The following is a 26,038-nucleotide window of genomic DNA, read 5'->3' as shown; positions in this document are numbered from 1 at the left end:
GTGGAACAATATTTATCAACTGAACAACCTTACCATCCGATCGAGTTCATCTTCTTTTACTGCCTTTGAAAGATAATATCCTTGAAAACTTTTGATACCTAAAGCGACGAGTTTATCGAATTTTTCTTTACTATCGACACCTTCCGCGATGCAGTCTCCTCCTGTTATATCACTATAGAAACTCATCGCTTTAATAAGGTTATAATCATTGTCGTTGGCGACAAAGCTATCCACAATATCCCGGTCTAGTTTCATTCCATCGAAATGAACATGACGCACGGGAAACAAAGTATGATGGTTTGAAAAACAGTCATCCAAAAATAGTCGACAGCCAGTATTACGCAAGCGCTGCATCGTTTCAGGGATCGCGTTATCTTTCATAACATCTATAGATTCAGCAAGTTCGAATACCAGCTTTTCTGCCCACAGCGGCTTAAGCAGCATTTCAGTCGCTTTTTTCGCCATCCCTGGGAGCGAATTCCCGGAGGCAAGCTGCGACGGAATGTTCACTGAAAAATAATACTTTCCATTATATTTATTAATACCTGCTATAGCTGCATTAATAACCAATGCGGTGATTTTTATCCAGATTTCAATATTTGAGATATCGTGTAAAAAACTTGCTGGCGTCATAATTGTGCCATTCTGATTCCAGCGTAGAAGCACTTCAAACCCTACAACTTTTTTATAGCGATCGGTAATAACCTGATACACCGGAAACAGTTGCCTGTTAAGTAAAGCATTGAAAATGTCCACCTCTTGACTGGATAGCATTCTTTTTTCATTTTTTCGTTTGCGATTGCTCTCTATTCTTGACGTATTAAGATCGCTCAACCATCGGTGAATTTGATATAGTTTTTTTAAGCCCTCCTTTTTATGAGCGTAAATTGTTTTATCCGATAATCCCGTCGCTTCACACTGTTTTTTCACGGGTATGCCGCGATAGCAATCCAGTAAAACCTCCAGTTCTCGTTTCGTTAACCCTTTCAAACTGTCCTTACAGTTGAATCCGGCGTGTGACGCTTCACGCAGTGGGCGAGAGAAATTTTTTACCGCGCCCGGATTGTCATTAAAATATGCCGTCATATCCGGAATATCGGCTATACGGATCGCGGATAATTTGAATTTATTATCCAGAAGACTTCCAAGGGTATGCAGCAGCCAGCTGTCCGGTATTTTCCCATACAGCGTGACAGGTTTTAATCCCGGTAATGCATTAAGAACCGACGCGAGTTTCTTAAGGCTCTCAAGGAGGTTGACGATATCTCTTTCAAGAAACACTGAAATTGTAGCATATTGATTTGATAGAATATCATCTATTGTCTGTTGGCTAACTTCATCACCATCAAAGTCGATATTCACCGCCTTTATGCCCTGCTTTTCAAGTAACAGTCTGTATCCCTGGAATGTGAAACTGCAGGCTGAGATGATAAATTCTTGCTCATAACGAGCAGTACTTTTACGAATATAGTGATGGCTCAAAACCTGCTCCTGGGTAAATGAACGTGACGTCTCTTGCGCAGTAAAATCAGCAACGCAATGAGGCGCTCAGTTTATGAATGCAACTTAGAAATCAACCTGTTATAAAATAATTTTACAGCACATCAGGGGGTTTATGAACCATAATTAACGTGATAAGGCAGAACATCTTTGCGTCAATCGAGCGCTGTATTCATATGCAGGGTAAATATAAGAATCTTTTCAAATTACGACAGAAAAATATTCAATGTCGAAGTATAATAATGTTGCCAAACGGAAGATTGGCTACTTCACTTCATCAGCTTGCTCGAAAAAGAGAGAATTTCAATGGATAATCACATCTCATCTAGTGCGTTACTACATCGAAGGGATGTCATTAAGAGTAACCCGCAGTTTGACAAAGCAATATTGCAACACTACACTATTAACGATGCTATATATAAAAAACAGCCTTTATTTTATAAAACGATGTTGCAGGAATCTCGGCTCAACATAATCCTTTCAATGTGCTGTTTCATCTTCGGTAATCAAGCTGAGTCAGTTTCAGAGATAAAGACGTTATGCTCACGTTATAAAATTGCCAGTCCGAACAGCGTTATCGCTATCATCACAATACTTCGCACGACCGGTCGCATCAAAACCTGGCGATGTACAGAAGACAGGCGCAAAATTATCATTGCGCCAACAAAAAAAGGATTAGATGAACTTAAACGCTATATGTCCGGGGCGTTTATGCCTGTGAGTATTTTATATCCAGGGTTTAACATTAGCGTTGACCTGCTGGATAATGACGTACTGCGGCATAACTTTTTTCGCCGGGCAGCGGAATATCTTTTTCGCGGCTTAATATTCAGGAAGATTTTACCTGAGGTGGAATTGTTTATTGATAAAGATGGAGGTCGCATGATTATGTTATACCTCTATCTGCAAGCTATTAAAAATAAAACGGCACACGGCGCCACAATTGATTATTCAGCGAGCACCCTCGCTAAAGAGTTTTTTGTTTCGCGTATTCATGTTAATCGGATAATTAAATCTGCCCAAAAGATGGGCTATCTTAAAGACCGGGGTGATGGTCGCATGTCGATTTACCCTGCATTTATTGAACTTGTTGAAAATTACGCCGGGTTATATTTTGCTTATGTGACGCATTATATCAACTTTGTTCCCAAAGAAGGTCACCCTACTCTTAACGTGATGTCTGCAGAATAATCAGACAGGCGTTCGGTTATCCGAACGCCATTTGTTTACCTTTCTCTCAATGCTTCTTTCGCTTTATTCAGCGGTTTTAGCAGATAATCAATAATCGTTTTGCTTCCCGTTTTTACATCCACGGTGGCAATCATGCCCGGGAACACCGGAAAATCTTTACCTTGCTTGTTAGTAAGATGGTTACTGTCGGTGCGGATATATACGCGGTAGTAGTAAACATCTCTTTTTACTTCATCCTGAAGCGTATCCGGTGAAATCATGGTGACTTCCCCCTTTAAACCGCCGTAAATGGAGTAATCATAGGCGGTGATTTTCACCAGCGCCTTTTGTCCAGGATGAATAAACGCCACATCGCGCGGTGAAATTTTTGCCTCGATCAGCATCTGATCGTCCAGCGGCACCAGGCTCATCAGTTTACCATTTGGTGGAATAACGCCACCGACAGTGGTTACATCAATGTCTTTTACAATCCCCCGAACCGGAGCATTAAAAGTCAGGCGTGTTAATGAATCTTCCCTGCCCTTCATTACTGAGCGTTGCGCTTCGATTTCAGCATTCGCTTTTGCCAGCTCTTCACGGGCGCGAACGTAATACTGATTTTTCATCTCGGTTATTTTGCTTTCAAGCTCATTTTTTTGACGCTCAAGACGCAGGACTTCAACTTTACTGGCTGCCCCCTGCGTGACCAGCGGCCGCGTTAACGACAGCTCACGCTGGACAAGTATCACGCCCTGGCGCAGCCCCTCCAGCCCTTTGTCAAGACTGTCCCGGCGTGAGTGATAAAGCGCCGTTTCCTGTTTAACCAGATCCGAGTCATCATTCAGCGCCATCGGGAACACCAGCTCGCTGTCGTTCACCTCGGCATTCAGACGTGCTGCCGTCGCCATCGCCGCATTAAGCCGGGACTCACTTTCCAGTACGCTTGACTCAGTTTTGGTGCGATCGAGTTGCGCAAGTGGCTGACCACGTTCGACAATGTCACCTTCATGCACCATGAGAGTGTGAATAATCCCTCCCTCGAGTGACTGGATGACCTGCTCATGAGAAGACGGAATGACCTTGCCGTTGCCGGTAGTCACTTCATCGAGATCAAACAGGCTCGCCCAGGTGATAAATGCCGCCAGCAACGCAAACAGCGACCACGCCACCAGCGTGGAGCGCGGAAGTCGCGGCTCTTTCAGGCGGCTGTTAAACCGGGAGAAATCATTCATGCTGCCCCCTTCGCTTTTGCCGTTGCGGGTTTAAGGGTAACGGTACGCTGTGGCGCATTTTGCGGGGCGTGCTGCTGCAAAATGGCATCGCGAGGCCCATCCATGACCACTTTGCCGTTTTCCAGCACGATGATGCGGTCAACCAGATCGAGGATCGGCAGACGGTGCGTGGCAACGACCAGTGTCCGACGCTTACCGAGCCACTGATGAAGATGCTGGATAAACTGCTTCTCGCTTACCTCATCCAGCCAGGCGGTAGGTTCATCCAGCAGCAGTATGTTCGGTGAGGTGATTAACGCCCGTGCCAGCAGTAAGGCCTGACGTTGCCCGCCGGATAACCCGGCACCGCCCTCATTGATGATGTAGTTCATTCCCAGTTTCTGCTTACGGACAAATTCCAGCGCACCGCTGTTGTGCAGCGCCAGCTGGATCTCATCATCCGTGGCAAGAGGATTACCCATCAGGATGTTGTCCCGCACGGAGCCAAAGAACAGCCGGGCCTGCTGGCTAAGCAGCTGCATATCACGACGCACATCGGCAGGATCAAGTTGGTTTAACGCAATATCATCCAGCAGAATACAGCCCTGTTGTGGCTCCTGCATCCCCGCCAGAAGCTGCAACAGGGTGCTTTTACCCGACCCGTTGCGCCCAAGAACTGCAATGCGCTCGCCGGCACGGATCTGTAGCTTCGCGATATTCAGTACGGTGAGTTTCTCTTCGTCGTCGTAATAAAACCCGACGTCGTTAAGCTGATAGTTACCTTGCAAATGGGATTTATGCACTTTCTTGCCCTGCTGCGGATCGTCAATCGGACGCTGCATCAGATCGTCGAGCCCTTTACGCGCTACTTTTGCGGACTGCCATCGCGAGAGCACGCCGGAGATCTGCGACAGCGGCGCAATGGTACGCGATGCCAGAATAGAGGTCCCCACCAGCGCACCGGTCGTCATGTCACCGGCGATCACCAGATAGCACCCCACCAGAAGCACCACGGCATAAACAATAGACTGCACTTCCTGCGTCCAGGTTAACAGCAGCCCTGTTAACCAACGTTGTTTCATGCCGACGCTTGCGGCAACGTCGTTCGTGTTATTCCACTGGTTCTGAAAACGTTGCTCTGCGCGCATCAGCTTAATATCTTCAAGACCCTGCACCGCTTCCACCAGCGTGGCGTTACGAATGGCAGATTCACGCATCCCTTCACTGGAAAGTTTTGCCAGCGGGCGCTGTAACAGCAGGCCGGGAATAAGCAGCAGCGGTACGGCCATCAATACCACCAGCACCAGCGGTCCGCCAACCATCCACATAATAAAAACAAACAGTACGAAGAACGGCAGATCGGAAATGGCCGCGATGGTGGTAGACGTAATCAGCTCGCGCACCGACTCCAGCTCGCGGATCTGGGCGATAAACGAACCGGTGGATTTTGACCGCGCGCCGTTTTTAATTCTCAGGGCGTGAGCAAACACACGTTCAGAAATACGCAGATCGGCGCGTTTCCCCACCACATCGGAAATATGCACGCGCAGCATACGCATAATAAATTCGAAAGTGATGGCGATCATCACGCCAGCAAACAGCACCCACAGCGTCGCCTCAGACTGCGATGGGACAACTCTGTCGTACACCTGCATCGAAAAGACCATACCGGACAGCGCCAGCACGTTAGCCACCAGCGCCACCAGCATGATATCGCTGTAACGCCGCCAGTCCTTCAGCGCCAGCTGCCAGAACCAGTTTTTTTCATAGGGTTTGATGTAGTCATCCACGCGCGCATCCGGTGTGGATTCGAGGGGGCGTAGCACCATCAGTTCGACTAACCGTGGACCGAGCTCTTCACACGTCAGGGTTGTCTCCAGGCCACCGTCACCGCTGAACTGCAGGCTAACATTGCCTTCGTTGTCCATGCGGTTAATAACCGCGATCTGCCCACCGGTAAACTCTGCCAGCAGCGGTAACCGCCACGGGTCGAGGGACACCGCTTCTGCCGCTATCCTGCGCATCCCCAGCCCAAGCTGGCGCGCCATCTCCTCCAGTACCAGCTGGCGTGGAGACTGACTTTCATGATTTATCGTGACCCGAACCTGCTCCGCCGAGAAATCCAGCCGATAGTGTTTTGCGATAACCAGCATGCCCTGTAGCCAGGGTTCGTACTGTTGATGTGTTTTCATAATGTGAGTGCTATTGATGTTAAGAAACGCAAAAACCGCGGGGATCGCTCCCCGCAGCGTTGTTTTACGCAATTAACAGTTGATGGTTAGCCAGCAGCGTGGCCAGATCTGTCTGCACGCCGTTCAGCGTCACCAGCGTCGTGGGTGAGAACTGACCACCCGCGCCGTCGAGATCGACCTGGATGTCAGTATTACTTCCGTTTTGCACCACGCGAATATAATCGGCAATGTTGCCTGCACTGCTATCCAGCGTTGCTACGCCGTTCACATAGCTCGCTGAGCCGGTGCCGGTATAGCCGCTGTCGGAAAGCAGATCGCGCAGGTCAATACGGTCCGTATCGGCCGTCCCTTCCCAGGTGCCGACAGTAAAACCGTTGACCACATCGCTGCCGTTACCGCCGGTCGCATCCGAGGCGTTAATAAGTTTATAGAGCAACGTATCATGACCGCCGCTGCCGATATTAAACGTGTCATTCCCGCCGCGCCCTTCAAACTGATTATCACCGCTATTGCCGGTAATAACGTCGTCGTAATTTGATCCATTGATACCTTCAATGTTCAGCAGGCGCGAGGTGCCAAATCCGGTGTCCTGAGCCGTTGACAGCCGCAGATCGACGGTAACGCCAGAGGTGGCATTTCTGTAGTCCACTACGTCTGTCCCGGCGGTATTGCTCCAGGTATCGTAATCGGAGGTCGTATTCCAGCCGCCGGAGCCGTTATAGGTATATGTGCCATCCTCTGCAATAAAGGTATCGTTATACCCGGTGCCGGTAATTGTTCCGCTGTGGCCGCCGGTTGCGGCTTCGGCTGTCAGAACATAGCTCTCTTTGCCGTTGCCCGCCGTCAGATCGTCCCAGGTCACGTTATCCGGCGCACCGTTAGTGAATTTAACGATTTGTGCCGAGTAGGTTTCATGCGGATCCAGACCGTAGAAACTCACCAGGGCCGAGGCATCGTTCGAACCGATACCGGATTGCGCGTTGATGATCTGCGAGGCTACCCGAACGCCTGCCGCGTTATACAGGTTGACCGTATTACCGTAGTAAGCATTGATGCCTTCGCTATCGACGATACGCAGATGCATCGCGGTGCCATCAGCAATCGTGGTGTTGTTTTGCAGCAGAACCACTTTACCGTTCAACTGCGACACCAGTAGATCCTGTTTACCATCCCAGTTGTAATCTACCGCCGCCATGCCGGTCACATTCGTCAGTCCCGCCGCAAGCTGGCCTGAGGTCCAGGCTGAATCTTTGCCGTTATTGGTGAACAGCGTGGCCGTCTGTGATGCGCTATAGGTGCTGAGCTTAATGATGTCCATCTTGCCATCAGCGTTCCAGTCCACGGCGACGGAGAGATAACCCGCCGTGGCGTTAGAGGCTTCCACCGCGCTTTTAGTGGTGAGAAGCTTACCGTTACCGTCGTTGTAGTAAATTACCCCGCCTGTGTTATTGAAGCTGCTGCCCAGGTACAGATCCATGTAGCCATCACCGTTGAAATCCGCCCACGTCATGGACGCTGCCGTAGTGGTATCCGCAGTATTGCCAACAAAGACGTTAGTAATATCCTGGCCTATAGACAATGTTCCGGTTCCGCTATTGGCGATCGCCGTTAACGCATAGATCCCGCTACGGTTAGTATGCTGCACGATATCCACGGCACCATCGTTGTTCAGATCAACCGCGGAGATTTCCCGCCCGAAAACAAACTGTCCGAAAAACCCGCCCGCCCCTCTGTTGCCATCCGGGGTCAGTACGCCGTTGTTATTCACCAGATAGGTCAGAGAGTCAAACCCGGCATCACCGTAGGCCAGATCCAGATAACCATCACCCGTTTTGTCGTAGGCGATCACACCGCCGTAATAAATGGTAGTCCCTACCGGCAACTGAGCACCGGTATAGGTTTTACCGTCGTAGGTCCACATGATCTGCGTTGAGTTGGCATAGAACGTCTCTGTCGCAAATACGTCCAGCGTCCCGTTACGATCGAAGTCAACCTGAGTCTGGCTTACCATGGCGTAGCGTCGGGTATTGGTCAGTGCACTCGCCGCATAGGTTGAGACATCGCTGCTCGAATAGGATTGCGAGTTCGCCGTGATGTTCCACAGGCCGCTACTGTTCAGCCCCACCGACATAGTTTCATTATCCGACGCGCCCGCCGCAGTTGCCCAGTCAGTATTTACCGTCGAGGTGCCAATCACCAGGCTGCCGGTTGTGGTGCCGGTGGTGTTACCGTTACCCGCGCTGCTTTTCACCTGTGCCGTCACGTCGTAACTCGCTACGCTAAGAGCATCGCTGTCCGGGATCTGCAGATACCAGGTATTGTGAGCGGGATCGACCACCACAGAGCCACCGGTTTCGGAGGTATAGGTTTTGCCGTTAACTTTCACGACCAGGTATTCCCCGTTCACCAGATCCGCAGAGAGCTTACCGCTCACAATCGGTGTGGTATCCGGGGTGGTTTGTGCGGTAATCGTCGCCGTGGTGGTGGGGATACGGGTATCAACTTTCAGCACAAATCCATCAGATTCCGTATAGTTACCGGCTATGTCGGTAATACGCAGAATGTAGGTATGATTTCCGTCGGTCAGACTGCTGTCCTGGTAGGTCCAGCTTACCGTACCGTTCATCGTTACCTGACCCAGCAGGATCCCGTCGCGATAAAGCTGCACAATCTCGCCGTCGTCCGGGGCGTGATTCAGCGTGCCGCTGAGCAGCGGAGAGTTGTCATCCGTGGCGACGTCGCTGCCAAAGGTGCCCTGACGCTCGCCTTCTCCGTCGGTATAACTCACGACTGTACCAACCGTGGTTGGCGGCGTGGTGTCTATCGTCACCATCTGCGATGAGGTCGAGCCAACGTTGCCGGCCTGGTCAACGATTCGTACCTGATAGGTGTAGTCGCCGTCAGCCAGTACGCGGGTATCCGTATAGCTCCAGCGCAGATTCGTCACGGCAGCATCAACCCAGGTATTGCCGCCGTCGAGGCTAATCTGTACCCGCTCGTCACTGGCCAGCGCGCTGCCCAGCGAGCCGTTAATTGTCAGCGAGGTGTCCTGGGTGATGAAATCACTGCCGGACTGCCCGGTATCTTCGCTGATGCTGTCAATGGTGATGCCATACTGCGGTGCCTGAGTATCTACCCTCACCGCCTGGGAGGTCGTCGCTCCGACGTTGCCCGCCAGGTCGACAATCCGAACCTGATACTGATAGCTGCCGTCTGTCAGAGTACGTGTCTCGTTATAGCGCCATTGCGTACCGCTTACGGTAGCGTAAACCCAGGTCGCGCCGTCATCCATGCTCACCTGCACGTACTCGCCTGAGCCGAGCTCAGTCCCCAGCGTCCCGTGCAGGGTGTACGAGGTCGAGCTGGTCAGGAAATCGTTATCATCGAAGCCAGTATCAACGGTGATATTGTCCACGGTTACTGTTATGGCCGGGTCAGGAGCAACGGTATCGACGACTACCTGCTGATGCGCGCTGGCGCCGATATTGCCCGCCGTATCCACCACGCGCACGTAGTAGTCATAGCTCTGGTTTTCCAGCGTGCGCCCATCTACGTAGTACCAGCGGTTGCCGGTAACGTTCACATTCTGCCAGGTGGCACCGCCATCAATGCTAATCTGAGCATATTCGCCGTCAGCCAGCGTCGCGCCGAGCGAGCCATGCAGAGTTAAAGAGGTATCGTTAGTGATAAAGTCACTATCGCTTAACCCGGTGTCTTCGCTGATGCTGTCGATGGTAATGGTTTTGCTGGCATCCGGCGGCACGGTATCAATGGTAACCAGCTGACTGATGGTGGCACTGATATTCCCCGCATCGTCGATGACGCGCAGTTGATAGTTGTAATCACCGTCGGCCAGGGTACGGCTATCCACGTAGGTCCAGCTCAGGCCGCTAACGCCAACATCGGTCCAGGTCACGCCGCCGTCAAGACTGATCTGGGCATGATCACCGCTGCCCAGCGCCGCACCCAGCGTACCTTTGAGACTGATCTGATTATCACTGGTGATAAAGTCGCTGTCAGACAGACCGGTATCCTGAGTCACGGAATCCACGGTAATAGTGGTGGCCGCCGGTGCGGTGAGGTCAATAACCACATCCTGACTGTCCGTTGCACCGACATTACCCGCATTGTCGATCACCCGAACCTGATACTGGTACGTACCGTCAGTGAGGGTGCGCTCGTCAGCGTAGCGCCACGCTGTGCCGGTTACGGTCAGATCGCGCCAGGTCAGACCGCCGTCGACGCTGATCTGCGCCTTCTCGTTATTGCCGGGCTGGGTCGTCAGCGAGCCATTTAACACGACTTTATTGTCGTTAGTGATGAAATCACTCGCACTCAGCCCGGTATCGTTTTGCAGTGAATCAATACTGAGCCCCATTGACGGTGGTGTGAGATCCACGGTCACCGTATGATTATCGCTGGCGCTATTACCAATCGTATTGCTCACCTGGGCGTTAATCACATACGCATCGCCATCGGCCAGTGCAGTCACGTCTGCGCTGCCGAGGGTATAGTGCCAGCTGCCATCCTCCTGCACGGTTGCGTCATAAGTTTTGCCGTTCAGCGTAATGGTTACCGTCTGGCCCGCAGGCGCGTCGGTAGAGCCACTGATGACCAGCGGCGTGCCGTGCTCGGCCGCATTGACGATGTCATCCTCAGCAAAAGTATTAATGGTGATAGTCGGGACGTCACCGTTCAGCGTCACGTTGTGCGTTGTGCTGCCCGGATTGCCCGCCTTATCGCTTACCGTCGCGGCCACGGTATAATCGCCGTCGCTGAGGCCGAGGAAATCGCGGCCCGGCACGAAGGTCGACCATAAGCCGTCGGCCCCGACGGTCGCCTGGTAGTGGTGACCATTGAAGGTCACCGTTACCGTCTGACCTTGTTCTGCCGTTGTCGTGCCGCTGATGGTCTGGCCCGCCAGTTGCCCGGCGTTGTTAACAATATCGTCATCTGCCACGGTGTTGATGGTCACGGTTGGCACGACGGTATCAACCGTCAGGGTGTGCGTGGTCTGGCCATTATTACCCGCGACATCGTTGACCGATGCTTTTACCGTCAGTGCACCTTCGCTCAGCGCGGCCAGATCGGCAGCAGGCACATTCAGCGTCCAGGTACCATCCCTGGCGACTGCTGCCGTATAGGTTTTGTCGCCCAGCGTGACGGTCACGGTTTGCCCCGCTTCTGCGCTGGTTGAGCCGTGAACGGTCAACGGCTGCTGCGTTTCTGCCGCATTGAGTACGTCATCGCCCGAGATCGTGTTGATGCTAATGACCGGCACAGTGGTGTCTACGCTGATGGTATGCGTCGCCGACGCGCTATTGCCCGCGCTGTCCTCTGCGGTAACAGCGATCTGATAACTCGCGCCATCGGCCAGGGCTTCCACATCTGCCGCCGGTACCGTTGTGCTCCACGAACCGTCTTCCTGAACGGTAGCCGTATAGCGCTTGCCATTCAGGATCACGGCCACTTCCGTGCCGCTGGCAAAGTGCGAGCTGGAACCGTTGATCATGAGTGCATTACCCGCTTCCGCCGCATTGATGACGTCGTCGCCGCTGAGGGTGTTGACGGTGAGCGCCACGGAGGCAGTATTCACCACCACATTATGCGTCTGCGTGCTGCTATTACCCGCGCTGTCGGTCAGGGTCGCGCTAATGGTCACTTTGCCGTCGGCCAGCGCGGCGATTGCGCTGGCCGGAACGCCCACGCTCCAGTTACCGCTGGCATCAACGGTAGTGGTGTAGTGATTTGAGCCGATAGTAATGACCAGCTTATCGCCAACGTTCGCACCGGTTGCCGTCCCGCTGACGATCTGAGCCTGTCCATGCTCCACGCTGTTGATCACATCATCGCCCGCCACGACATTAAAGCTGATGGTCGGCGGCGTGTTTACAAGCGTAATCCCTTTATTCGCGCTGCCAGGATTACCTGCAACGTCGCTCACGCTGACCTGTACGGTATAGCCATTGTCCGCCATCGCGGTCAGATCTGCCGCTGGCACGTTGACGCTCCAGATGCCGCCCTTCTCAGCCTGCGCGGTGTAATGCTTATCGTCAAGCGTAACGGTGACCGTCTGTCCCGCTTCGGCCGTGGTAGTGCCGGAAATCGTGACACCCGCAGCGGCTTCCGCCCTGTTAATAACGTTATCGCCTGCCACGGTGTCAATTGACACCGTAGGCGCTGTCGTATCCACGCTGTATTCGCGGCCTGCCGTGGCGCTGTTACCGTTGACGTTAGTGACGCTGACCTGCACCCGGGCATCGCCGTCTTTCAGATCCGCCAGAGCAGCAGACGGCACGGTCGTCGTCCAGTTGCCGTCTGCATCAACCTTCGCGGTATAAGACCTGCCGCTAAAGGCAATGGTCACGATCTGGTTTTCCTCAACGTTTGATGTCGTACCGGAAAGCACCAGATCCGCCCCCTTCTCGGCGGCATTAATTACGTCGTCAGTGGCAATCGCTTCGATGCTGACGGCAACCGGTGCCAGATCGACCGTTACATCGTGAGTGGCTGAGATCGGATTTCCCGCCGCGCTCTGACCGGCAACGGTCAGGACCGCTTTGCCGTCTGCCAGGCCACCCACGTCTGCTGCCGGGATGGCGGCACTCCAGGAGCCGTTCGCCAGCACGGAAGCTGCATAGGTTTTACCGTTGAGGGTGACGGTGACCGTTGTGCCCGCTGCCAGTCCGTCGCTGGAGCCGGTGACGATCAGGTTCTGATTATGCTCAAGGCTGTTGATCACGTCATCACCCGCCACGGTGTCCACGTGCAGCACCGGCAGGCTGACGTCGATAGTCACATCGCGTTCGCCGGCGCCGGTATTGCCGTGTCCGTTGGTGACGGTGGCCTTCACCTCCAGGTTGCCGTTATCCAGCACCGTCAGAACCGATGCCGGAACGTCGACCGACCATGTCAGGTCGTCCTGTACCGTTGCCGTATAGGTCTTGCCACCCAGGGTCACGATCACCGTGTTGCCCGCTTCGGCATTAACCACGTTACCGCTGATGGTCTGGCCTGCCGCGACTTCGGCCGCATTAATCACGTTATCGCCCGCCACCGTATTGATGATAACGGCTGGCAAGGCGGTATCGACCAGCAGGTTCGCGGTCGTGCTCACGCTGTTACCCACCGCACTGGTCGCCGCCGCACTCAGGGTGTAGCTGGCTTCACCCAGGCCCGCCAGATCGGCTGCCGGAACCGTCAGGCTCCAGTTGCCGTCTGCGTCGGTGGCAGCGGTGTACTGTTTACCGTTCAGTATGACGCTTACGGTGGTGCCTTCCGCCAGGTTAGCGCTGGTCCCGCTGACGCTCAGATCCTGACCTTTTTCCACTGCGTTCAGCACGTTATCATCGCTGATGGCGTTGAAATTGACCGACGGCAGGCCGGTGTCCACGGTCACTTGATGGCTGTCTTTACCGGTGTTGCCCGCGGCGTCCGTCACGCTGACGTTGAGAGTGACGCTGCCGTCGCTAAGACTGGAAATAACATTAGCGGGAATACCCACGCTCCAGTGACCTGCCGCATCCAGCACGGTGGTGAAGGTCTGACCGCCAATCGTAACGATGACCCGATCCCCCGCTGCTGCACCGGTGGCGGTGCCGCTGATGATTTGCGCCTGTGCGTGTTCAGTCAGGTTAATCACGTCATCGCCGGCGACGGTATTGATGGTCACCGCAGGAACGGTCACATCCACCGTCAGGTTATGCTCAACGGAGGCCGGGTTACCCGCTTTATCACTAACGCTCGCGGTAACGCTCGCGCTGCCGTTGGGCAGTAACGCGAGATCCGCCGCCGGCATGGTCAGCGTCCAGTTGCCGTCTGCGCTGACGGTTGTGGTGTAGTCTTTACCGTTCAGCGACACGGTGACCGTCTGACCCGCTTCGGCGGTGCTGGTCCCGGAGACCGTCAGATCAGTCTGCGCTTCTGCGGCATTGAGAATATCGTCACCCGCAAGAATATTAATGGTCAACGACGGCGCGGTCGCATCCACGCTGTACTCGCGGCTTGCGGACGCGCTGTTACCGTTTACGTTAGTGACGCTGACCTGCACGCGGGCATCGCCGTCCCGCAGATCCGCCAGAGCGGCAGATGCCACGGTCGCCGTCCAGTTGCCGTCGGCATCAACCTTCGCGGTATAAGCCTTGCCCCCAAAGGCAATGGTCACGATCTGGTTTTCCTCAACGTTTGAGGTCGTACCGGAAAGTACCAGATCCGCCCCTTTCTCAGCGGCGTTAATCACGTCGTCAGTGGCAATCGCCTCAATGCTGACGGCAACCGGTGCCAGATCAACTGTCACATCGTGAGTGGCTGAGATCGGATTTCCTGCCGCGCTCTGGCCGGCAACGGTCAGGACCGCTTTGCCGTCTGCCAGGGCACCCACATCTGCTGCCGGGATGGCGGCACTCCAGGAGCCGTCCGCCAGTACGGAAGCTGCATAGGTTTTACCGTTGAGGGTTACGGTGACGGTTGAGCCTGCTGCCAGCCCGCCGCTGGAGCCGGTGACGATCAGGTTTTGCGCATGTTCGATACTGTTGATCACGTCATCGCCCGCCACAGTATCCACGTGCAGCACCGGCAGGCTGACGTCGATAGTCACATCGCGTTCGCCGGCGCCGGTATTACCGTGCCCGTTGGTGACGGTGGCCTTCACCTCCAGGTTGCCGTTATCCAGCGCCGTCAGAACAGACGCAGGAACGTCGACCGACCATGTCAGATCGTCCTGTACCGTTGCCATATAGGTCTTGTCACCCAGGGTCACGATCACGGAGTTGCCCGCTTCGGCATTAACTACGTGACCGCTGATGGTCTGGCCTGCCGCGACTTCGGCCGCGTTAATTACATTATCGCCAGCCACCGTATTGATAGTAACGGCTGGTAAGGCGGTATCGACCAGCAGGTTCGCGGTCGTGCTCACGCTGTTACCCACCGCGCTGGTCGCCGCCGCACTCAGGGTGTAGCTGGCTTCACCCAACGTGCTAAGGTCTGCTGCCGGAACCGTCAGGCTCCAGTTGCCGTCTGCGTCGGTGGCCGCGGTGTACTGTTTACCGTTCAGTATGACGCTTACGGTGGTGCCTTCCGCCAGGTTAGCGCTGGTCCCGCTGACGCTCAGATCCTGACCTTTTTCTACCGCGTTCAGCACATTGTCGCCGCTGAGGGGGTTGAAGCCGACGGATGGCAGCCCGGTATCCACTGTGACGTTATGAATGCCGGAGCCGGTGTTACCCGCTGCATCGGTTACGTTGACATTGATCGCCACAGTGCCATCCTGTAGCGCGGAAATGACCTCAGCCGGAACGCCCACGCTCCAGTGACCTGCCGCATCCAGCACGGTGGTATAGGTCTGACCGCCAATCGTAACGGTAACGTTATCCCCGGCTGCTGCGCCAGTGGCGGTACCGCTGACGATCTGCGCCTGAGCATGTTCACTCAGGTTAATCACGTCATCGCCGGCGACGGTATTGATGGTCACAGCAGGAACCGTCACATCCACCGTCAGGTTGTGGTCAACAGAGGCCGGGTTACCCGCTTTGTCACTGACGCTCGCGGTGACGATCGTGCTGCCGTCAGGTATTTCTGCCAGATCAGCCGCCGGCACGTTCAGCGTCCAGTTGCCGTCTGCGCTGACGGTTGTGGTGTAGTCTTTACCGTTCAGCGACACGGTGACCGTCTGGCCCGCTTCGGCGGTACTGGTCCCGGAAACCGTCAGGTCAGACTGCGCTTTTGCAGCATTGATAATGTCGTTAGCCGCAAGAGTATCAATAGTCAAAGACGGCGCGGTCGCATCCACGCTGTACTCGCGGCCCGCTGAAGCACTATTGCCGTTCACGTTAGTGACGCTGACCTGTACGCGGGCATCGCCGTCCCGCAGACCTGCCAGATCGGCCGCCGGGACGGTTGCCGTCCAGTTGCCGTCGACATCGACCTTCGCGAGATAGATTTTGCCCGCCATGCTGATCGTCACCGTCTGCCCGGCTTCGACGTCGGTGGTCGCGCCGGAAAGCACCAGACTGGCACCTTTCTCCGCCGCGTTAATTACATCGTCAACCGCGATGGCATTGATACTGATCGCCACGGCCCCTAAATCCACGGTCACATCGTGGCTCAGGCTCACCGGATTACCTGCCGGGCTTTGCCCGCTGACGCTAATGTTCACCGTGCCTTCAGGCCAGGTACGGACATCCGCCTGCGGAACTGCCGCAGTCCACGTGCCGTCTGCCAGCACGCTTGCCGTATAGCTTTTACCGTTTACGTTGACCGTCAGCGTTGCCCCGGCGTCTATTCCCTGGCTGGAACCGGTGACGATCAGGTTCTGATTATGTTCAATGCTGTTGACCACATCATCGCCCGCCACCGTATCCACGCGCAGGCCAGGCAGCCTGGCATCAATGGCGATCGCGCGCTCGCCTGAGCCGGTATTACCGTGGTCGTTGGTGACGACTGCACTCACGCGCAGGCCACCGTCGCCCAGCGCGGTGAGAACCTCCGCCGGCACGTTAACCGACCAGCTTAGATCGTTCTGTACCGTGGCGGTGTAAGTATTACCGCCGATGGTCACGGTTACCGTGTTGCCTGCCTCAGCATTAACTACGTTACCGCTGATGGTCTGGCCTGCCGCAACTTCGGCCGCGTTAATCACGTTATCGCCCGCCACCGTATTGATAGTGACGGCTGGCAAGGCGGTATCGACCAGCAGATCCGCGGTCGTGCTCACGCTGTTGCCCACGGCGTTAATCGCCGATGCGCTCAGGGTATAGCTGGCTTCACCCAGGCCCGCCAGATCGGCTGCCGGAACCGTCAGGCTCCAGCTGCCGTCCGCCGCTGTCTTCGCCGAGTACTGTTTACCGTTCAGTATGACGCTTACGGTGGTGCCTTCCGCCAGGTTAGCACTGGTCCCGCTGACGTTCAGATCCTGGCCTTTTTCCACCGCGTTCAGCACGTTATCATCGCTGATGGCGTTGAAATTGACCGACGGCAGGCCGGTGTCCACGGTCACTTGATGGCTGTCTTTACCGGTGTTGCCCGCGGCGTCCGTCACGCTGACGTTGAGGGTGACGCTGCCGTCGCTAAGACCGGAAATCACATTAGCGGGAATACCCACGCTCCAGTGACCCGCCGCATCCAGTACGGTGGTGAAGGTCTGACCGCCAATCGTAACGGTAACGTTATCCCCGGCTGCTGCGCCGGTGGCGGTGCCGCTGACGATTTGCGCCTGAGAATGTTCGGCTATGTTAATTACATCATCGCCGGCGACGGTATTAATGGTCACAGCAGGAACCGTCACATCCACCGTCAGGTTGTGATCAACAGAGGCCGGGTTACCCGCTTTGTCGCTCACCGCTGCGGTGACGGTTGCGCTGCCGTCAGATAATCCTGTCAGATCAGCCGCCGGCACGCTCAGCGTCCAGTTGCCGTCTGCGCTGACGGTTGTAGTGTAGTTTTTACCGTTCAGCGACACGGTGACTGTCTGTCCTGCTTCGGCAGTACTGGTCCCGGAAACCGTCAGATCAGACTGCGCTTCTGCGGCATTGAGAATATCGTCACCCGCAAGGGTATTGATGGTCAAAGACGGCGCGGTCGCATCCACGCTGTACTCGCGGCCCGCTGAGGCACTATTGCCATTCACGTTAGTGACGCTGACCTGTACGCGGGCATCGCCGTCCCGCAGACCTGCCAGATCGGCAGATGGCACGGTTGCCGTCCAGTTGCCGTCTGCATCCACGGAGGCGGTGTAGCGTTTACCGCTGAAAATGATGCTGACGGTCTGGTTCTCTTCCACGTTAGAGGTAGTGCCCGAAAGCACCAGATCCGCGCCCTTTTCGGCCGCGTTGATCACGTCGTCCGTCGCGATGGCATCAATACTGACGGCAACCGTCGCCAGATCGACCTTCACATTATGATTAATCGTGACCGGGTTACCCGCCATACTCTGGCCTTCAACGGTCACGGTGACCGTTCCTGCTGGCAGGGCGCTTACCTCCTCTGCGGGGATCGCTGCACGCCAGCTGCCGTCTGCCAGCACGGTCGCCAGATAAGTTTTGCCATTAATGGTTACGGTCAGCGCCGTACCTGTACTCAGACCGTCGCTGGAACCGCTGACAATCAGGTTTTGCGCAAGTTCGATACTGTTGATCACATCATCACCCGCCACCGTATCCACGCGCAGCCCCGGCAGCATGGCATCGATCGTGATGTCGCGCTCGCCAGCGCCGGTGTTACCGTAGCCGTTGGTGACGCTGGCTGAGACCAACAGGTCGCCGTTACCCAGCGCCTTCAGCACCGACTCCGGCACATCGATGGACCATGTCAGGTCGTCCTGTACCGTCGTCGTATAGGTTTTACCGCCCAAGGTCACGATCACCGTATTGCCCGCTTCGGCATTCACTACGCTACCGCTGATGGTCTGCCCGGTTGCCAGTTCTGCGGCGTTGATCACATCGTCGCCAGCGACGGTATTGATGATGACGCCAGGCAATACCGATTCCACGCTCACCGTGCGAGACGCGTTGCCGCTGTTGCCGGCGCTGTCCGTTGCTGATGCAGTGACGGTATACAGGGCCTCACCCAGCGCTCCCACCTGTTCAGCCGGAACAGTCGTTGTCCATTGTCCGGCGCTATCGACCGTCGCGCTATAGGCTTTGCCGTTGAGCATAACGGTAACAATGGCGCCGGCTGCCAGCCCGGAGGCGGTACCTGAAATAGTGATATCCTGGGTTTTATCGATGCTGTTAATGACATCGTCATCCGACAGCGTATCGATGGTCAGCACCGGTGCGGTCAGGTTGACTTCCACATCATGCGTGGCGCTGTTGCTGTTACCGGCTTTATCAGTCAGCGCTGCGGTAATGGTGTAATCGCCGGCAGTCAGCGCACTGACGTCTGCCGCAGGTACACCGATGATCCAGTTACCGGCAGCATCCAGGGTCGCAGTGTAATTTTTATTATTGATGGTGACGGTTACCACATCGCCCGCTGCCGCGCCGGTGACGGAGCCCGTGACAATCAGCGCCTGCCCATGCTCAGCGCTGTTGATCACGTTATCGCCCGAAACAGGATTAATCGTTACCTGCGGCACGGTGGTATCGACCAGCACATCACGATCCGCTGAGGCCGGGTTGCCCGCTTTATCGGATACCGCTGCCGTGATGGTGTAGTTGCCATCAACAATCGCCCCCAGATCGGCGGAAGGCACGGTCACGCCCCAGCCGCCGTTGGCCTGAACGGTGGTGCTGTATTCCTTACCGTTCAGGGTCAGGGTTACGGTCTGCCCGACTTCGGCGTTGGTTATGCCGTTGATGACCAGATCCGCCTGCGCTTCTGTTGCGTTGATGATGTTATTATCGCTGACGATCTCAATAGACACCGTCGGCGCGGTCGAGTCCACGCTGTACTCGCGGCCTGCCGATGCGCTGTTACCATTGATGTTAGTCACGCTCACCTGCACGCGGGCATCACCCTCTTTCAGGTTGCCTACATCCGCCGACGGTATCGTCGCCGTCCAGTTGCCGTCGGCATCCACGGTCGCGGTGTAGCGTTTACCGCCAAAGCTGATGCTGAGCGTCTGGTTCTCTTCCACGTTGGAGGTAGTGCCCGAAAGCACCAGATCCGCGCCCTTTTCGGCCGCGTTGATCACGTCGTCCGTCGCGATGGCATCAATGCTGACGGCAACCGCTGCCAGATCGACCGTCACATTGTGTGTGATGGAAACCGGATTACCCGCCGCACTCTGACCTGCAACGGTCACGGTTACGTTACCCGCCGCCAGGGCGCTAACGTCTGCCGCCGGGATGGCGGCGCTCCAGGTACCGTCTGCCAGTACTGTACCGGCATAGGATTTACCGTTCAGGGTCACCGTCAGAGCGGAGCCGACGGCCAGCCCCTCGCTGGAGCCGCTGACGATCAGGTTTTGCGCGTGTTCGATGCGGTTGATCACATCGTCACCTGCCACGGTATTCACCCGCAGTCCCGGCAAGCTGGCATCAATCGTAATATCACGCTCGCCGGAGCCAGTGTTGCCGTGGCCGTTAGTCACGCTGGCTAAAACCGTCAGATCGCCGTTGCCGATAGCGGTCAGGACCTCCGACGGAACCTTCACCGACCAGCTTAAATTATCCTGAACCGTGGTCGTGTAGATATTTCCGCCGATGGAAATTGTGACAGTGTCACCGCTTGCCGCGCCGCTTACCGTCCCGCTCAGGAGCTGTCCGGTGGCGACTTCTGCTGCGTTGATCACATCGTCGGTGGCGATAGCGTTAAGAATGATAACCGGGCTTGCGCTGTCTACCAGCACGTTATGGCTGGTATTCGCATTGTTGCCTGCGGTATCGGTCACGCTGGCCGTCACGGTGTAAGTAGCCTCACCAAGTGCCGAGACATTGCCTGCCGGAACAGTAACGCTCCAGTTGCCGCTGGCGTCGGTGGTGGCAGTATAGTTAATACCGTTAAGGGTTACGGTAATGGAGGTGCCAGCCGGCTGATTACTGGTGCCGGAGAGCAACAGATCTTCGCCTTTTTCACTGGCATTGATCACGTCATCACCCGCCAGGGTAGTGATGGCAATAACCGGCGTGGTCAGGGAAACGTCAATATCGTGCGTGGCGGTGGCGCTGTTACCGGCTTTGTCGGTGACAGATGCGCTAAGGGTGTAATTACCGTTAATCAGGGCATTAATATCAGAGGCCGGTGCGCCGATATGCCAGTTTCCGGCATCGTCCAGCAGGGAGGTGTACTCTTTGCCGTTCAGCGTCACGGTAATAACATCGCCTGCCTGTGCGCCGCTCACGTTACCGGAGACAATCAGCGCCTGACCGTGTTCAGCAATGTTAATAATGTCGTCACCTGCCACCACGTTAAAACTGATGTGCGGCACAGTGGTGTCAACCAGTATGGTTGCCCCCGCGCTTGCCGGATTGCCTGCTTTATCGGATACGGTTGCGGTGATAGCCGCATTGCCGTCGGTGATATTTGCCATGTCGGCAGCCGGTACGTCCAGCGTCCAGCTACCGTTGGCCTGAACCTGTGCGCGGTATTGATTGCCGTTGAAATTGACGATAACCGTCTGACCGGCTTCAGCGCTTGAAGTACCGCTCAGGGTCAGATCCTGCGCCGCTTCCTGCGCGTTCAGCATGTTGTCGTTGCTGATGGGATTGATAGTTACCGTCGGCGCGGTGGTTTTTACGCTGTATTCCTGTACCGTAGAGGCTGCGTTGCCGTTCACATTGGTCACGCTGACGTTTACGCTGGCGTCGCCGTCTTTCAGGCCTTTAAGATCCGCCGCCGGCACCGTGTATGTCCAGTCGCCGCTGGCATCGAGGGTCGTGGTATACGTTTTACCCGCAACGATCAGGGTGACAGTCTGGCCTGCTTCAACGTTGGAAGAGGTGCCGGATAGTACCAGATCCTGGCCTTTTTCTGCCGCATTCAGCACGTTGTCATCGGTCACGCTATTGATGCTAATAGCCACCGGTGCGAGATCCACCTCGACCAGGGAGCCAATATTCACCGGGTTGCCGGCGGTATCTTGCGCGCTGGCCTGAATTGATTGCGCTCCCTCCGTCCATTGCGACACGTCTGCCGCCGGCACCGCCGTCTGCCAGGCGCCATCTGCCAGCACCGTTGCCGAATAGGTTTTACCGTTGATAGCCACCGTCACGATAGTGCCCGCGACCAGATCCGTACTGGTGCCGGAAACAATCAGATTTTGCGCGTGTTCAATGATGTTAATGACGTCATCGCCCGCAACAGTATCAATACGCAGGCCGGGCAGCCGGGCATTGATAGTCACCTCCAGCGATGACGATCCGGTATTGCCGTAGTCATTCGTCACGCTTGCCGATATGGTCAAATCGCCGTTGCCGAGCGCGGTTAACTGGCTTTGGGTTAACGGCAGGCTCCAGCTGAGATCATCCTGTACGCTAACGGTGAACGTCTGGCCACCGAGCACAATCGTGACGGTATCACCCGCCGCCGCATTGCTTACCCTACCGGTCAGGGTTTGCCCCGCCGCCACTTCTGCGGCATTAACGATGTTATCGCCGGCGAAAGTATTGATGATCAACCCCGGCAGCGAACTGTCTACCAGTACGTCGTGGGTGGTGGATGTGCTGTTGCCAACGTGGTCGGTGATCCGGGCAGTTACCGTGTACGTCGCCTCGCCCAGTGCGCTTACCACAGACGCAGGGACTTCAACGTGCCAGTTCCCGTCCGCGTCCGTGATGGCGGTGTACTCTTTACCGTTCAGATTAACGGTGACGGGGGTACCTTCCGACTGGTTGCTGGTCCCTGAAAGCTGCAACGCTTCGCCTTTCTCGGTGGCGTTGATAACGTCGTCCGCCGCCAGGGTATTGATGCTGATTTCCGGCATCACAGTGTTCACGGTAACGTCCAGCGAATTGCTGCCGGTATTGCCGGACCGATCGGTTACTGAGACGGTGATTGTCAGGGGGCCGTCAGACAGTCCCTGGATCACAGAAGCAGGTAAGCCGAGACTCCAGTTGCCCGCCGCATCAACTACGGCAGTGTAGTCCACCTTATCAAGGGTGATAGTGACCCGATCGCCTGCCGCCGCACCGGTGACAGTACCGCTGAGGATCTGCGCCTGTGAATGGGCAATCTGGTTAATGGTATTGGTATCGGTGACAAAATGATCAATGATGACCTGCGGTACGGTGGTATCCACCAGACTCACACGGTCGGCGCTGCTGAGGTTGCCCGCGACGTCGCTCACGGTCGCGGTTATCTTCACGCTGCCATCTGTCAGTGCGCCAACGTCGGCGGCCGGTACGGTCAGGGCCCAGGTCCCGTCGATTTGTACCTGAGTCTGATAGGATTTATCGTTCAGCATTACGGTCACGGTCTGACCCGCTTCGGCATCACTGCTGCCGCTGATCACCAAATCCTGCTGCGCTTCTGCCGCATTAATGATGTTGTCGGATGTCAGGGTGTCCACGGTGAGGGTCGGTGGGAGCGTATCGACGGTCACGAAGCGTGAGGATCCAGCGCTGTTGCCGTTAACATTGGTCACGCTCACGCTCACCGGCGCGCGACCGTCGCCCAGCAGTTCCATCGCGTGCGCCGGCACGGTCAGACTCCACGTGCCGTCCTGCTGAACCTGTGCGGTAAAGGTCTGGTCAGCAAATTTGATTACCACGGTTTGCCCGGCTTCCACGCCCTGCGTCTGACCTGACAGCGTGACATCCGCCGCTTTTTCCGCCGCATTCAGTATATTGTCGCTGGAGACGGTATCGATAGTGACCGCCACAGCATTCAGATCCAGTTTCAGGGGGTGCTCAGCAGAGACGGTATTGCCCCATGCATCTGCTGCACTAGCCGTAACGGTAATATTCCCCGCGGCCCAGTCCTGAAGGTCGGATGCAGGTACGCCAATCTGCCAGCTACCGTCAGCGGCCACCACGCCGGCATAATCGATGTTATTGAGGGTAACCTTTATCTGCGTGCCTGCGGCAAGATGAGCACTGGTGCCCGTCACGGTCAGATCCTGCTGCTGTTCGATGGCGTTAATCACATCATCGCCAGAAATGGTGTTCACGCGCAGACCAGGCAGTTCGGCGTTGATGTTGGCTTCGCGTTCACCGCTGCCGGTGTTGCCGTGCGCATTGGTCACCGATGCGCGGAAGGATAAACTGCCGTCGCCAAACGCATTAAGATCGGCCGACGGGATTGTCACGCTCCAGCTCAAATCGCTATCGACTGTGGCGGTATAGTGCATGCCGCCAACAGAGATAGAAACAGTATCGCCCGCCGCCGCGCCGGTCACGCGTCCACTGAGAGTTTGATCTACCGCCACTTCTGAGTTGTTGACGAGATTGTCACCGGCAAAGGTATTGATAATCACCTGTGGGATCGCCGTATCGACCAGCAGACTGGCATCAGCTGAAGCGCTGTTACCCACACTGTCGGTACCACTCACCGTCACGGTATAGAGAGTATTTGCCAGACTCAGCACGTCAGAAACCGGAACCTGGACAGACCAGATGCCGTTTTCAACCGTAGCCTGATAATGCAGATTATTTAACGTTACGCTGATGGCGCTGCCGTCAGGCAGATTGCTGGTGCCGCTCAGGCGCAGAGGCTGCATCGCCTCCTGCGCGTTCAGGATGTTATCGCCGCTGATGGGGTCGATGGTGAATACCGGGGGAATGCCGCTTAGTGTCACCCCGTGCGTCGCGCTACCGGTATTGCCCGCGGCATCGGTGACGAAAGCGGAAATACTGTGTTCACCCTCGCCCAGCGCGCCGATGACGGAGGCCGGCACGCCGACGCTCCAGTGACCATCAGCCTGAACCACACCGGTGAAGGTCTGGCCGCCAAGGTTAACGGTGACCACATCGCCTGCTGCTGCGCCGCTCGCCTGACCGGAAATAATCTGCGCCTGGCCCTGCTCTCCGGCATTGAGAATATCGTCGCCTGCCACGGTATCAATGGTGACTACAGGTGCTGCGGTATCAACGAGGAAATCGGCGGTGGCCGAAGACCCATTGCCTGCTTGATCACTCACGTTCACGGACAGTGAATGATTGCCCTCCGCCAGCGTCTGCACATCGCTGGCCGGCAGGGTAACTGACCAGGTGCCGTCACGGCCTGCGATGGCTGTATAATTGTTCCCGTTCAGCGTCACGGTGACCATCTGGCCTGCTTCCGCATTCGTTTTACCGGTCAGGATCAGATCCTGGTTGTGCTCTGCGGCGTTAATGATGTTATCGCCGGAAATCGTATCGACCGATAGTGTCGGGGCGGCGGTATCCAGGCCAATCGTCTGGCTGCCGCTTACGGTGTTACCCGCTGCATCTTTACCGCTGACGTTGACCGTCCAGGTTCCGTCGCTGAGCGCCTGCGCGTCTGCGGCAGGCACGGTTACGTGCCATGAACCGTTTGCGCTCACTTCAGTGGTGTAGGTTTTACCGTTCAGCGAAACAGTGAGCGCCGTTCCCTGGGTCAGATTTTTGCTCTCACCGGACAGCGTAAAGCCTGCTGACTGCTCGCTGGCGTTGATTACGTTATTGCCCGCCGTGGTGGACAGCGTGATGGTGGCGTCGGCGGTTGAGACAATCAGGGTTATGCTGCCTGCGTCGGTTGTTTTACTGCCGTCGATCTGCACGATGGACCAGGTATGTTCTCCATCCGTCTGCGTCGGAAGTTTTACTGTCCAGGCCCCGTCTTTACCTACCATCGTGCTGGCAATAGTCATGCCGCTGCTATCTTTGATCTGAATGGTCGCGCCGGGCTGACCGGTACCGCTGAACGTTGGGGTGTCGTCGTCAGTGATCTCTTTTGCTTTGAGTACACCCTGCTTATCCCCGGCGTGGTCCGTCACCAGGAAGGTCGGGGTTGCGCTCTCCACTTCTTTGGTGTTATCGATGACTCTGGTTTTGTCATCGCCGCCGTGAGCCAGCAGTGCGCCAATAGCACCGCCGCCTAATGCGGCACCCGCTACCCAGCCCCACGGCGCATCATCTAAAATGCTACCCTGATCGATGAAAGGTTCAATGCTGCTGATGGGTGTAGCCTGCGCGGTAAGTTCTGTTACCGCAACTCCTGACGCCTCCCCGACATCGGCAAAAGTAATATGAGTCAGCTCCTGATTATCGTTAAACACCAGTTCTGACCGGGTATGAGTCTCAGGATCTTCAACAAAATAGTTATTGCAGCGAATAACGCTACCGTCTTTCATATAAACGAGAAGATCGTTACCCTGGCGAACATAGCGCACTACGTCCCCGGCAGAGCCCTGTATTTCAATCACGCTCGGTGAAGAAATAGAGACTGAAAGATTACCTTCGCCGGATAATTTTGTTTTCTCTGCCGTCTTACGAATAATGACATCAACAACTTTTACGTTACTCATATTCTTCTCCTTGCAGGTGTACGGATTCCTGTGGATATGTCGCCCAGATGCATGTGGTTATCTCCGGGAAAAATCACCCGGTATTGTTGAACTTATTTCGCGTG

The 26,038-nt window shown here is 55.7% G+C and carries 5 protein-coding genes; 1 reads left to right on the top strand and 4 read right to left on the bottom strand.

Annotated features, from left to right (window positions below; translation table 11 throughout):
* Positions 1 to 15: 15 nt before the first annotated feature.
* Positions 16 to 1,482, bottom strand: coding sequence for an EAL domain-containing protein (locus AC791_RS11885; RefSeq protein ID WP_049840643.1), 1,467 nt, complete (start codon positions 1,480 to 1,482; stop codon positions 16 to 18).
* A 324-nt stretch (positions 1,483 to 1,806) separates the two neighbouring features.
* Between AC791_RS11885 and AC791_RS11880 the strand changes: the two genes are divergently transcribed.
* Complete coding sequence (locus AC791_RS11880; protein ID WP_049840642.1) at positions 1,807 to 2,691, top strand: hypothetical protein; 885 nt, start codon at positions 1,807 to 1,809, stop codon at positions 2,689 to 2,691.
* Between the two features lie 35 nt (positions 2,692 to 2,726).
* Here AC791_RS11880 and AC791_RS11875 read toward each other — a convergent pair whose 3' ends face one another.
* The 3 genes from AC791_RS11875 to AC791_RS11865 form a co-directional block, all read right to left on the bottom strand.
* Positions 2,727 to 3,902, bottom strand: coding sequence for an HlyD family type I secretion periplasmic adaptor subunit (locus AC791_RS11875; RefSeq protein WP_049840641.1), 1,176 nt, complete (start codon positions 3,900 to 3,902; stop codon positions 2,727 to 2,729).
* Complete coding sequence (locus AC791_RS11870) at positions 3,899 to 6,073, bottom strand: type I secretion system permease/ATPase (RefSeq protein WP_049841616.1); 2,175 nt, start codon at positions 6,071 to 6,073, stop codon at positions 3,899 to 3,901. Before AC791_RS11870 ends, AC791_RS11875 begins: the two co-directional genes overlap by 4 nt.
* Before the next feature lie 64 nt (positions 6,074 to 6,137).
* Positions 6,138 to 25,934 (bottom strand): Ig-like domain-containing protein, encoded by a 19,797-nt coding sequence (locus AC791_RS11865; RefSeq protein ID WP_049840640.1) that lies wholly within the window; start codon positions 25,932 to 25,934, stop codon positions 6,138 to 6,140.
* Positions 25,935 to 26,038 lie beyond the last annotated feature (104 nt).

It is taken from the genome of Klebsiella sp. RIT-PI-d (assembly GCF_001187865.1).
Lineage (GTDB): Bacteria > Pseudomonadota > Gammaproteobacteria > Enterobacterales > Enterobacteriaceae > Superficieibacter.
This window is presented reverse-complemented; position numbering and strand designations above follow the sequence as displayed.